7 protein-coding genes are annotated in these 13,680 nt (G+C 64.8%); 4 read left to right on the forward strand and 3 right to left on the reverse strand.

Annotated elements, in window-relative coordinates; translation table 11 throughout:
* Positions 1 to 184: 184 nt before the first annotated feature.
* The 4 genes from CXY72_RS04870 (at position 185) to CXY72_RS04885 (ending at position 11,598) form a co-directional block, all read left to right on the forward strand.
* Complete coding sequence (locus tag CXY72_RS04870) at positions 185 to 5,254, forward strand: multicopper oxidase domain-containing protein (protein WP_104126574.1); 5,070 nt, start codon at positions 185 to 187, stop codon at positions 5,252 to 5,254.
* Between the two features lie 299 nt (positions 5,255 to 5,553).
* Positions 5,554 to 6,735 carry an imidazolonepropionase gene (gene hutI, locus CXY72_RS04875; protein ID WP_104126575.1) on the forward strand — a complete coding sequence of 394 codons (1,182 nt, stop codon included), beginning with the start codon at positions 5,554 to 5,556 and terminating at the stop codon, positions 6,733 to 6,735.
* 44 nt (positions 6,736 to 6,779) lie between these two features.
* Entirely contained in the window at positions 6,780 to 8,906 is a 2,127-nt protein-coding gene (locus tag CXY72_RS04880) for a S9 family peptidase (RefSeq protein ID WP_104126576.1), read from the forward strand.
* Between the two features lie 4 nt (positions 8,907 to 8,910).
* Positions 8,911 to 11,598: a DEAD/DEAH box helicase gene (locus CXY72_RS04885; RefSeq protein ID WP_104126577.1), complete on the forward strand. Its 2,688-nt coding sequence runs from the start codon at positions 8,911 to 8,913 to the stop codon at positions 11,596 to 11,598.
* Here CXY72_RS04885 and mgrA read toward each other — a convergent pair whose 3' ends face one another.
* From mgrA to CXY72_RS04900, 3 genes are all read right to left on the reverse strand, one after another.
* A complete protein-coding gene (mgrA, locus tag CXY72_RS04890) occupies positions 11,599 to 12,624 on the reverse strand; it encodes an L-glyceraldehyde 3-phosphate reductase (RefSeq protein WP_104126578.1) in 1,026 nt (341 codons plus the stop codon).
* Between the two features lie 73 nt (positions 12,625 to 12,697).
* The gene (locus tag CXY72_RS04895) at positions 12,698 to 13,177 is read right to left on the reverse strand and encodes a Dps family protein (RefSeq protein WP_104126579.1); all 480 of its coding nucleotides are present in this window, start codon (positions 13,175 to 13,177) and stop codon (positions 12,698 to 12,700) included.
* A 158-nt stretch (positions 13,178 to 13,335) separates the two neighbouring features.
* Positions 13,336 to 13,638 carry a hypothetical protein gene (locus CXY72_RS04900; protein ID WP_104126580.1) on the reverse strand — a complete coding sequence of 101 codons (303 nt, stop codon included), beginning with the start codon at positions 13,636 to 13,638 and terminating at the stop codon, positions 13,336 to 13,338.
* Positions 13,639 to 13,680 lie beyond the last annotated feature (42 nt).

Raw genomic sequence — 13,680 nt, forward strand, 5'->3', positions numbered from 1 at the left:
CGCCCGAAAGCCTGGTCTTGACTCCCTGATGACCATTTCTAGCCCAAGGTTTTCTCAAGGTCGGCCGAGCAAGGTTGCCCCGTGGATCACCACACCCGTGACCAAGCCACTCCGCCCTGATTTGTTCCAGCTCAAGGGTTCGGCTTGACCTCAGCACACCATCAATGCCGTGACAGGGAGACAAATGAACATTTCTATGAGAGCTCGCGTCGGCATGGGGGTGGTGCTCGCTTACGGCGGCACGGCCTGGCTCCACGGGCTTCACGCAGCCTCTGCCCAGCAAGACTGGAGTTTCGGCACCTCAGCGTTGCACTTCCTTCGGGACGGGACACTGTCGCTTTCGCTAGTGGTCCCGGCCGTCCTGGTCGTGTTCGCGATGATCGCTCGCCTGCGGCCGGCATCTCGGATGATCTCCTTGGCTCGCGCCACGGTCGCGGTCGTCGGTGTCACCACGGCTGTGTTCATGTCAGGTGCGATCGGCCACACGCTGATCTTCCCCTCTGAGCATGCCTCCGCCGCCCACGCGGTTGCCTCAGCTGTCGCACCGGCTGCCCAGGCAGCTCCTGGCACCAGTGTTGCACTTGGTGCTGTCCCGCCACCTGGCGCGCCAGGTGCCCCAGTCGCTGCCGCGACCAAGCCCGGGTTTCACCCGCACCAGCCCTCGGCGGCGTGGTTGGCCAAGACGGGCCAAGCCAATGACTCCGCCAAAGCCGCTGCCGACCCGCACGCTGCGCACAACGGCGCCGCTGAGGCCCCTACCGCTGCCGCCGCCGCCGCTGCCGACCCGCACACTGCGCACAACGGTACAGCCTCTTCCGCTGGCACTACTGGCGCAGCGGTAGCCGAATCGGCCACGGGCGGCCACATGGAGGCGACCTCGGGTGCTGCACTCTTCGAGCACGGAGCCATCGAGGCCGCTCGCGTGTTGCCGGTGCTTCTGCTCCTCGCCCTGGCAGGCCTCGTCCTGGGCATGCGCCGAAGCGGTGACGTGACCGGTGGGTATGCCCCGAAGCCGGTACGGCGTACCCGGTCTGTCGTGACCCCGACGCCGGCACGGCGTGCCCGGTCCGTCGTGGCCCCGACGCCACGCCGCTCTCGCCTGGTTATCGCCGTGGCGGCGGGCGGTGTCGTCGTGATGACGACTTCCGCTCTGATGGGTTCCTCTTCGGCGACAGCTGTCATTGGCGATCCGATCACTTCGGCCAATGGGGTCTGCCCGGCCGGTGCCCGCGCTATTGAGTACGACCTGGCCGCCTTCCAGGTGACCATCCCTCTCAACGGCTGGGGCGACAAACTGCCCAACGGCCTGATGTATGCCCTCAAGAACGCCGACGCAAGGGTGAACAAGGAAAAAATCCTTGCCAACCCCAACCTCACCCAGCCGCTCGTCGTGCGCGCCAACGTCGGTGACTGCGTGTCCGTCAAGGTACGCAACGACATCGCGGGCCGGCGAATCGGCCTGTCCACCCAGGGCCTCGTTCAAGCGGACGTGAAGACTTCCGACGGCGCGCGGGTGGGCCTAAACCCGGACACGACCATCTCCACGGGCACCGAGCGCACCTACACCTGGTACGCCGACCGGGAGGGCGAGGCGCCGCTGTACGACAACGCCAACCTCGACCCGAACGACCCGAAGCACACCTCCGTCCAGAACGGCCTGTACGGCGCGGTCGTCGTGCACCCGAAGGACTCGACCTGGCACAATCAGATCACCGGGGCCGACCTGCTCACGGGCGGGCGGGCCGTCGAGTCCCAGCTGTTCGCCGACATCCGGGCGGGCGCGGCCTCGACCCGTTCGGCCGTCATGATCTTCCTCGACGAGAACGAGGGCGTCCTGGACCGGGACGGGAAGCAACCGACCTTCCCGACGACCGGGCTGAAGGACTCGAGCTTCGGCATCAACTACCGCTCGGAGCCGCTGCGCAACCGGCTGCGGGCCATCCTCGAGCACCGTGGGACCGTCACTCCGGAGAACCCGGGTGGCGTGGCCAAGACCATCACGCTCCCCAACGGCAAGACCTATGCCCCAAGTGACAACTTCTGCAACGGCTACGTGCCCGAGCTCGGCAAGGTCGTCGACGACCCCGGCGCCAAGTGCATGGGCGAGGAGTCCCACCTGCAGTCGTGGGTGTTCGGCGACGAGGGCAAGCTGACCCGAACCGTCGACGGCGTGAAGGTGACCGATTCGGACAACCTGATCCCGAAGGGGTACGTCGGTGACCCGTTGAAGTTCCACGTCGTCCACCCGGGCGCCAAGGAGACCCACCCCTGGCACCAGCACACCCAGCGCTGGAACGCTGACCCGAAGAACCCGAAGTCACCGCTCAACGACGTCCAGTCGTTTGGCCCACATGAGGCTCGAGAGCTGAAGATTGAGGGAGGTGCCGGCGGCACCCAGGGCACGGTCGGTGACACGATCTTCCACTGCCATCTCTACCCGCACTTCGCCCAGGGTTTCTGGGGCCACCTGCGGATCTTCGACAAGTTGCGCGACGGCACGGCACAGTATGCCGACGGCACGCCCCTGGAGGCGCTGCAGGAGCTGCCGAACCGGGCAGGCGCCACGGCGGCCCCGACCGCAGCACAGCCCGGTTTCCCACTGTTCGTCAAGGGTGACGTCGGCCAGCGTGCCTACCGTCCGCCGAACGCGGTGGTCAAAGACACTTTCGCTGCTATCCGTCGCCCCGGCGACGCCCCCCGTGGCCCGACCGCACTTGAGGCCGCAGGGATGCCTGCTCTTGACCCGGACAAGCCCGGCAACGGCTACATCGACCCGTGCCCGACAACGGCACCAACACGGGTCTACCGGCCACACGTCATCGACACCCCAATCACCTATAACTCCGCGGGCTGGAAGGACAAGCAGGGAAGGGTCTACGTGGAGGAATCCGATGCGGTCGCTGTGCGGACAGGACAGAAGGCACCCGAGCCGTACACCATCCGGTCTAGGGTTGGTGAGTGCGTTCAGCTGTTCACCAGCAATGACCTGCACCTCGACGAGAATCCCAACGTCCCCCTCGACCACGTGAACCGCCTCGACGGTGATTACATGGCCACCGAGGAGACATCCGAGGTCTCGACACACGTGCACCTGGTCAAGTTCGACCAGGTTGCCTCCGACGGCACCAGCGTGGGCTGGAACTACAGCTCCTCGGCGATGCCTGGCCAGACCTACGGCTATCGGTGGTTCGTGGACACAGCCTTGCGGACGACCTTCTTCCACGACCACCAGTACGCCAACCTGCACCAGCAGAAGGGCCTCTATGCCGCGATGAACGTCGAGCCCGCTGACGCCACGTGGCACGATCCGAAGACTGGTGCTGCGACGAACGGGGTCGGCCCCATGGCCGATATCCGCTCAGCCAGCGGCCCGGACTTCCGGGAGATGACCATCTTCTACTCCGACCGAACGCCCATGTGGAAGGACAACGGCACTGGTCCACCGATCAACCCACCTTCGGCACCAGACAACTACGGCCAGGACCAGGGCGGCTACTCGATCAACTACAAGAACGCCCCGTTCCAGATCCGGACGAAACCTGGGGTTCACGGCGCTAAGGGCGACCCCGCGTACACCTACTCATCTGCGGTCAACGGCGATCCCGATACGCCGCTCCTGAGGGCATACTCGAAGGACCCTGTGGTCATCCGCAACGTGGCTGGCTCCCACGAGGAGATGCACGAGTTCAACCTTCACGGTCACCGTTGGCTGAATGAGCCGGACAATCCCCTGTCTCGGACGGTCGACACCCAGACCCTCTCGCTCGCGGAGTACTTCAACTACGAGCTGCAGGGCTCGCAGGTGGTCAAGACCAACCCCGGTGCTGCATCAACAGTCGCCAAAGCCTCGAACAGCGTCGCCAACGGCACCCCGTCGATCCTGCAGGACGGCGCAGGTTCCCCCGGTGACTACCTGTATGGCTCCCCGTTGCTCGAGGACCAGTGGATGGGGATGTGGGGTCTGTTCCGGGTCCCCAAGAACGCGGTCTCCGACCTCCAGCCGCTGCCCGACCGGCCAGCTCCTGGAAGTGGCGACGCGTGGCCAGCCCTGAAGCCCGGTGACGCGCTCAAGGTTGCCCCAACAGGATCGCTGGGTTCGGTCACCCCGTGCCCGACAGGGTCAAGGGCGGTCGCCGTCAACGTGTCGGCCATCGCCAAGGACATCGTGTATAACGCGAAGTCAGGTGACCACGACCCGTACGGCACGATGTTCGTGCGAAGCGAGGACGTGACTAAGGTTCGCTCGGGTGCCATGAAGACCGAGCCCCTGGTGATCCGAGCGAATGTGGGTGATTGCGTCACGGTGACGCTCAAGAACGAGCTGCCGCGGACGCCCGCAGCGCACACCGGTGACCTACCGTTGCCTGCGGACGTGACAAACTTCCCACGTTCCAACCGGGTGTCCATGCACCCAAACCTGTTGACCTACAATGTCCTTGACTCCGACGGGGCGACGGTCGGGTACAACTACGACCAGACCGTGGCGCCAGGAGTTACGACAAAGTACACATGGTATGTCCATGCCGCGGTCGAGGACGGCGCAGCGAACCTGCTCGACTTCGCTGACCGGCGTGGGAGTCGCCACCACGGGTCCTACGGGTCGCTGTTGATCGAGCCAAAGGGCTCGACATACGTCAACCCCAACTCCGGGGTTGCGATCACCTCGGGCGCACAGGCCAACGTCACCTACACCGACGCCGCTGGCGTCAAACGCAGCTTCCGCGAGGCTGTGCTCAACTGGGTCGACGGTCTGATCCTGCGAGACAAGGCCGGGGCCATCCTCCCCTACCCAGCGGAGGGCGAGCCCAGCGACCAGGGGCACCGGGGCATCAACTACACGACCGAGCGTTTCGCCCCTCGCCTGGCGAAGGATCCAGAGGTGGCCAACGTCATGTCGTCGGTGGTGCACGGCGACCCGGCCACACCGCTCGTGCGGGCCTATGTCGGAGACGAGACGCACCTGCGGCTCGTATCGGGTGGTGACCGCGACCGGCCACACACCTTCAGCCTGAACGGGCACGGGTGGCGCTACCAGCCAAGCGACCCGAACGCGATGATCAAGACAGCTGAGGGCGGTCTGCTCACAGGCAACGCCTTCAACTACAACCTGCTCGGTGGGGCCGGTGGACTCCAGAAGCTTCCTGGGGACTACCTTTACCGGGACGGCGGTCTGGAGAACCAGGTCAACCAGGGCCTGTGGGGCATCTTCAGGGTAGAGGGCTCGCCCAAGGCGGACTTGAAGCCTCTGCAGTAGTCCATCCGGTGTGAGAACAGCTTAAGAACGTGAGCCGGCGGCATCTCGGGTGCCGCCGGCTCACGCGCGCTCCTGGGCGCGCTGGAGCTAGGAGCGTCACCGAGCGGGGCCCGCGGGCCGGATATCCCGAACCTCGTGTCCTCAGAGCGCGCGCCACATCCCGCGCAGCCAGAAAACAACGCGGCGAACTTCGCCGCCAACGACTCTTCGACCTCCACGGAAACCGACGCAGCATGACTATGGCACCCAAAACGGCATACGTCTGGGTTATTTACTCACGCGCTCGTTAGGCTCGAAAGATGACTGCGGCCAAGCCTGACGGTACCGAGCTTGTGACGGGTATCGGTGAGCTGACCACCCACGACGAATCGGGCGAACGACGCCGCGACGCCGCCCTCGTGATCGGCGCGGGTCACATTCTCTGGATCGGCGCCGCTGCAAAAGCTCCCGCGGCCGATCGTCGAACGGATGTCGACGGCCGCGCGGTTCTGCCCGGCTGGGTCGACACGCACACCCATCTCATGTTCGGCGGCGACCGTTCGGCGGAGTTCGAGGCCCGCATGGCCGGCCAGCCCTACGCTGCGGGCGGCATCAATACGACCGTCGCCGCCACGCGGGCCGCGACCGAGGAACAGCTCGTGGCGACGGCACGGCGTTTGCGCCACGAGGCCGAAGTGCAGGGCACCACCTTTCTCGAAACAAAGACCGGGTACGGGCTCGATGTTGAAAGCGAGACACGTTCGGCGCATGCTGCCGCCCAGGTGGCCGATGTCGTGACCTTTCTCGGCGCCCACATCGTGCCCGTCGGAATGGACCGTCGCGGTTACCTCGATCTTGTGACCGGGCCGATGCTCACCGCCGTGCGACCTTATGTGCAGTTCATCGACGCGTTCTGCGAGCAAGGCGCGTTCGACGTGGAGGAAACCCGAGAAGTACTGCTGGCCGGCCGGGCCGCCGGCCTGGGAATCCGTGTGCACGGCAATCAGCTCGGCTTCAGTGGTGGCGTGCGACTCGCCGCCGAGCTGGGCGCGGCGAGCGTCGACCACTGCAACTACCTGGAGCCGGTCGACATCGACGCGTTGGCCGCCGGAACGACGGTGGCCACCCTGCTGCCGGCCTGCGACCTGTCAACGCGGCAGCCGTTTGCGCCGGCCCGACGACTGCTCGACGCCGGCGTGACCATCGCCTTGGCGACCAACTGCAATCCAGGGACCTCCTACACAACGTCGATGCCGTTTTGCGTGGCGACGGCCGTGCTGCAAATGGGCCTGACCGTGGGCGAGGCCGTCTGGGCGGCGACGCGCGGTGCGGCCCGGTCGCTTGGCCAAGACCGGGAAGCGGATACCGTCGGCTCCCTGCAGGTCGGCGGCCGCGCCGACCTGCAGGTTCTGAACGCCCCCTCGATTGCGCACCTGGCCTACCGCCCCGGGGTTCCCCTGACCGGCGCCGTCTGGAGGCACGGGCTACGCCGTGGTTCCTGACGACGAAATACCTCGCGCGCCCGCGCGCAAACTACGCTGGGGGGATGACCTCTGGCCCGAGCACACCTCCCCTGGCACACAAGAAGCCGCAGAATCGCGAATACCACGGCGACGTCTATATCGACGACTACGAGTGGTTGCGTAACAAGGACAGCCCCGAGGTCATCGCCCACCTCGAGGCGGAGAACAGCTACACGGATGCCCGCACCGCCCACCAGGAACCGCTCCGGCAGCAGATTTTCAACGAGATCAAAAACCGCACCCAGGAGACCGACCTGAGTGTTCCGGTGCGCCGGGGAAACTACTGGTACTACACCCGCACGGTCGAGGGCCAGGAGTACGGCATCCACTGTCGCGCGCCGATCAGCAGCCCGAGTGACTGGGCTGCTCCCCTCATCAGCGGCAGCGCCCAGGTCGGCCTGACCGGCGAGCAGATCCTGCTCGATGACAACGTCGAAGCCGACGGCCACGAGTTCTTTTCGCTCGGCAGCTTCGATCTCAGCGACGATGGCACCCACCTGCTCTACGCCGTCGATGTCGAGGGCGACGAACGCTATACGATCCGGGTACGCGTCATCGCGACCGGCGAGAACCTGCCAGACACTATCCCGAACACGAGCGCCGGCGCCCTGTTCGACCCGAGTGGACGCTACCTTTTTTACACCACCGTCGACGACGCCTGGCGCCCCGACACCGTCTGGCGGCACGAAATCGGAGCCGCACGAAGCACCGACACCAGCATCTTTCACGAACCCGATGAACGGTTCTGGGTCGGCATCGGCATCACTCGCAGCCGCAAATTCCTCATGATCGAGGCCGGCTCGAGCGTCACCACCGAATCCTGGCTCCTCGATGCGACCGACCCCACCGGTGACTTCACCGTGGTCTGGCCCCGGCACGACCACACCGAATACGATGTTGAGCACGCCATCATCAACGGTGAAGACCGCCTCTTGATCGTGCATAACGGCGGCGGCGCGGTCAATTTCGAGCTGGTCAGCGTCACCGCAGAAGATCCGCAAGGCCCCCAGCGTATGCTGCTGCCGCATGACCCACAGATCCGCCTCGAAAGCGTCGACGCGTTCGCTGACTTTCTGGTCGTGGAGTACCGCCGGGACGGCCTCACCCGGATCGCCATCGATCGGCACGACGAGAGCGGACTGACCGAGCTCGACTTCGACGAGCCGTTGTTCGCCGTCGGCTCGGCCGGCAACCCGGAGTGGACGCAGCCGACCATTCGATTCGGCTTCACAAGCTTCGTCACCCCGTCAACGGTGTACGACCTCATCGTGGCTACTGGCGAGCGCCGCCTGCTCAAGCAGCAGCCGGTGCTCGGCGGTTATGACCCGACGCTGTACGAACAGCGCCGCGAGTGGGCGACCGCCGAAGACGGCACCCGGATACCCCTCTCGCTGGTCTACCGCCGCGACCTCGTCCTGCCCGGCACCCCGGCGCCGACACTGCTCTACGGCTATGGATCGTACGAGCACAGCATCGACCCCGGATTCGGTATCGCCCGGCTCAGCCTGCTCGACCGCGGCATGATCTTCGCCATCGCGCACGTGCGCGGCGGCGGCGAACTCGGCCGAACCTGGTACGAAACCGGCAAAACCCTGACCAAGCGCAACACCTTCACCGACTTCGTGAGTTGCGCCCGGCACATCATCGACGCGGGCTTCACGACCCCCGACCAACTGGTCGCCGAGGGCGGCAGCGCCGGCGGACTGCTCATGGGCGCCGTGGCGAACCTCGCGCCCGAGCTGTTCGCCGGCATCCTCGCCGAGGTTCCATTCGTCGACGCCCTCACCTCGATTCTCGACCCCTCACTGCCGCTCACCGTGATCGAGTGGGACGAGTGGGGCGATCCCCTGCACGATGCCGAGGTGTACGCCTACATGAAGTCGTACTCCCCGGTCGAAAACGTGCGCGCCGTTGCCTACCCGCGTATTCTCGCCGTGACCAGCCTGAACGATACCCGCGTTCTTTACGTCGAGCCGGCAAAATGGGTGGCTAAACTCCGGGAAGTCGGAGCGGATGCCCTGCTCAAGACCGAAATGTCGGCCGGCCACGGCGGCGTCTCCGGTCGCTACAGCGCATGGCATGAGCGAGCGTTCAACTACGCCTGGGTGCTGGGTACCGCCGGCCTGAATCCGTCAGAGAGCGACAGCTAGGGGAATGTCGAACGGCCCAGACCTAACCCCTGCGTGGAAGCGGCTGGTACAGGCGCCCGAGCAGCCAGCATCCGCTCTGCCGCGAATCGGCAATTTCGGGCAACCGCGTGCACTGGCTACCGGCCCGAAAGTGGCGATGGGGCTGCAGTTCGAGCTGCGCGAGCAGACTCCACGCACGAATGACCGGTGGCGTGGTCCGACGGCCAAGCCGGTGAAAACGCTCGAGCCCGGCCACGGCGAGTTTCGGCTCGGCGTGCGGCCGGTCATCTCGAATGCGAAGGGTAACTGGGTGCGCAGCAACGTCACCTGGAGCCACCTCACCTTTCAGCTGAACCGGTTCAACCTCGACCCCGAACACCACCGCTGGATCTCGCAATTCGCCGCCCTCTACAAAGCCGTGCGCGAGGTGTGCACGAGCCAGGAGACCGACTGGATCTACCTCGACAACTTCACCAGTGCGCTGCTCTGGCCATTGCTGCGAGAAGCCGAACAGCTCGGCATCGGCTTCGTCGGCGCCAAGAAAGACGTCTCTGTGCGAATCGGTTCGCTCGCCGAGATCAGCCTGGACGCCTCCCGAACGGATGCTGCCGGCCCCCTCGTTCTTCAAGCCCGCCTGCACATCGACGGGGAGGACCACCCCCTCGAGGCTGCCGGAATCATCGCCGGCCACGGCATCTACAGTGTGCGGTTCGGCCTGCCGACCGTGTTCACGCTCGCACCGACCGCTGGCCCACTGAACCGCGAGCAGCGTCACCTGGTCGGACGCGTCGAAACGGCGATGGTTCCCGCAGAGGATACGGGCGAGTTTCTCGGCTCCGTCTACCCGGCGCTGCAGCGCACCGTCTTGGTCACCAGCACGGATGCCTCGGTGCGCTTTCCCGAGGTACTGCCCGATGACTTTGAGCGCACCGAAGTGCCGCACTTGGTGATCACAACGGTGGAGACCGACCAGCGCGACTGGTTCGACCTCGGCGTGATCGTCACCGTCGGCGCGATCACGGTGCCATTCGGCCCGCTGTTCACGGCGCTTGCGAAGGGCCAGACCCGCCTGAAACTGGTCGACAACAGCTATCTCTCCCTGCAGAGCCCCGAATTCGAGCAGCTGCACGAACTCATCACCGAAGCCCGCGCACTGCAGGAGTGGGAGACCGGCCTGCGCATCAGCCGCTACCAAGCCAGTTTATGGAGCGATTTCGAGGATCTCGCCGACGAGACAGTGCCGGCCGTCTCGTGGCGGGCCGCCGCCGCCGGCCTCAAAAATCTGGTCGGCATCGACCCGACCACGGTTCCCGGCGGCGTACGCGCCACCCTGCGCCCCTACCAGCAGGAGGGGTTCGCCTGGCTCGCATTTCTCTGGAAGCACCGGCTGGGCGGAGTGCTCGCCGATGACATGGGCCTCGGTAAAACACTCCAGACCCTGGCGCTGCTGGTGCACGCGACTGCCTCTGAACCGGGGCCGTTCCTGGTCGTGGCACCGACATCCGTTGTGGCGAACTGGCAGAACGAGGCGACTCGATTCACACCCGGACTGCGGGTGCGCACCCTCACGGCGACGGAGGTAAAAAGCCGCACGCTCATAGCGGATGCCGCCACCGACGTCGACGTACTCATCACGTCGTACGCGTTGTTCCGTCTCGATTTCGATGCGTACCAGGCGGTGGCCTGGGCTGGCCTCATTCTCGATGAGGCGCAATTCGTGAAGAACCGCACGAGCCGCGCCTATGCCTGCGCGAAAGAATTGAACACGCCCTTCAAACTGGCCATCACGGGGACTCCACTGGAGAACAACCTGATGGATCTGTGGTCGCTGTTCAGTATTGTCGCGCCGGGCCTGTTTGCCTCATCGCGCAAATTCATCGAGGACTACGTACGGCCGGTGACCCGGGGAGAGAACCCCGAGCGGCTCGCGAAGCTGCGGCGGCGCATCCGCCCGCTGATTTTGCGCCGGACCAAGGACGTCGTGGCCCGTGACCTGCCGCCCAAGCAGGAGCAGGAGCTGCAGATCGCGCTGAACCCGGCGCACCAGAAGCTCTACGACACGTTTCTGCAGCGGGAACGGCAAAAGCTCTACGGGTTGATCGAGGAACTTGACAAGAACCGGTTCATCATTTTTCGCTCGCTCACCCTGCTGCGCCTGTTGAGCCTCGACGCATCCCTCGTCGACACGAAGTATGCGGGCGTGCGTTCGAGCAAGCTCGATGCCCTGTTCGAACAGCTCGACGATGTCATCAGCGAGGGACACCGGGCACTCGTCTTCAGCCAGTTCACATCATTTTTGAAGCTCGCCGCCGCCCGCCTCGACGCGCAGGGTGTTCCGTATTGCTACCTCGACGGGTCGACGTTGCGGCGAAGCGAGGTGATCGACCGGTTTAAAAGCGGTGCGGCGCCGGTGTTCCTGATCAGTCTCAAGGCCGGTGGCTTCGGTCTCAACCTCACCGAAGCCGACTACGTCTTTCTGCTCGACCCGTGGTGGAACCCGCAAACCGAGGCACAGGCCATCGACCGCACCCACCGCATCGGCCAGACCCGCAACGTGATGGTCTACCGCCTCGTCGCGACCGGCACTATCGAAGAGAAGGTCGTGGCGCTCCAGAAGCAAAAATCGCAGCTGTTCAACGCTGTGCTCGACGATGATGCCATGTTCAGCACCGCACTGACCGCCGATGACATTCGCGGTCTCCTCGAGCCGTGATCAGACCGCGCTCGACGCCGCCCACAGGTTGATGCCGTTATCGACGGCGTGCTCGTCGATGGCAGCCAGTTCCTCGGCGCTGAAGTCGAGGTTCTCCAGCGCCCCCACGTTTGCCTCAAGCTGGGCGACCGACGATGCCCCGATAAGCGCGCTGGTCACCTCTGAATTGCGCAGCACCCAGGCCAATGCCAACTGGGCGAGTGACTGACCACGTGCGGAGGCGATCTCGGTCAGGGCGCGGATACGGGTCAGCGCCTCCGCGCTCACCATGGACTTGTTCGCCGAGCCATCCCGGGCGACCCGGGAGTCCGCCGGAATACCACCGAGATAGCGGTCGGTGAGCAGCCCCTGGGCCAGCGGCGAGAACGCGATACAGCCGACGCCGATGTCGTCGAACGTATCGAGCAGGTCGTCCTCGACCCAGCGATTGAACATCGAGTAGGAAGGCTGGTGAATCAACAGCGGGGTTCCGAGGTCGGCCAGAATCGCTGCTGCTTCTCGGGTGCGTGCGGGCGAGTACGACGAAATTCCGGCGTAGAGGGCGCGGCCACTCGTCACGGCGGTGTGCAGTGCGCCCATGGTCTCTTCGAGCGGGGTATCGGGGTCGGCACGGTGCGAGTAGAAGATATCAACGTAGTCAACGCCCATGCGCGAGAGCGACTGGTCGAGACTCGACAGTAAGTATTTACGGCTGCCGAAGTTGCCATACGGGCCCGGCCACATGTCGTAGCCGGCTTTGGTCGAGAGCACGAGTTCGTCGCGGTGGGCGCTGAAATCTTCGCGGTACAGCTGGCCGAAGTTCGTTTCGGCCGACCCGGCGGGCGGACCGTAGTTGTTGGCCAGGTCGAAGTGGGTGATGCCCAGGTCGAATGCCCGGCGGAGAATAGCTCGTTGTGTAGCGAGCGGCTTGTCATCGCCGAAGTTCTGCCACAGACCGAGCGAAATGGCGGGAAGCTTGAGGCCGCTGCGCCCGACACGACGGTAGGGCATGGACTCATAGCGGGATTCATTCGCGAGATAGGTCATTTGATCATGATCGCACTTTTCTCGTCCACACCGACGCTACCCCAGGAGAAACCTGGAGTACGCGTCAGAAGGATCAGTGTGCGGATTTCACCCCGGAACGCTTGCGCGGTTTGCGGTTCTCCGCGCTGACCATCCAGGAATACTGCTCGAGCTTCTCGATGAAAGCGTGAAGAAGATCGGCACTGGTGGGATCTTCCTCGTCAACCTCGTTGTGCACCTTGCGCATGTTGGCAACCGTGGCGTCGAGCCGTTCGGTGATGAGGGTGACCGTCTCGGCCGTGTCGACTTCGCCGTCGGGAAATTTCGGCAGGTGGGTGGCCTTGGTGACCGTCTCGCTGCGACCATCAGGCATCGCGTCGAGTGCGCGCATGCGTTCGGCGACCTGGTCGGAGAATTCACGCACATCGACGATGATCTCATCGAGTTGCAAGTGCAGGTCGCGGAAGTTCTTTCCCACGACGCTCCAATGCGCCTGTTTGCCCTGCACGTGCAATTCGATCAGGTCGACCAGAACGGACTGCAGGTTGTTACTGAGTGTTTCGGAGGCGTGCATGGTGTCCTTTCAATCGGGGAGAATTTGCCTCAAGGCTATATCACGACCGTGTGATCTGGGCCACACTGCAATCACCCGACCGAGGGCCGCAGACCCGACGTGCGGCCCCCAACACCCGGGCTTATCGGCGGCGCGGCGTAGGGCACGCTCTGCTTTCGTCAGGCGTCCTTAGGGGCGCGCGGCGGGCGCGGTTTGCTGTACTTCTTGTGCGCGGTCTGCGGGGCGGTACCCAGTAGGCGTGCGATATCCGCCCAGGAACAGCCACCGTCGCGCATGGCGTTGACCGCCGCGGTGACTCGCAGGTTGACGTCGACGCGATCGCGCACCGCGCGTTCCAACTCTCGCTCCAGAGCCCGGTAGGGCCGGGCAATAGGCGGGGCGGTTTCGTCTGTCGGCAGTGACGCTGGTTCAGCCATACCCTCAGTGGCCTGGTAGTGATTGTCGGGGGCAACACTAGTCATCGGCAACCTTTCCACTGATGAAATGTAGGCCCAGCGTGCTGG

Origin of the sequence: Cryobacterium sp. Y57 (assembly GCF_002929505.1) — a bacterium.
GTDB lineage: Bacteria > Actinomycetota > Actinomycetes > Actinomycetales > Microbacteriaceae > Cryobacterium.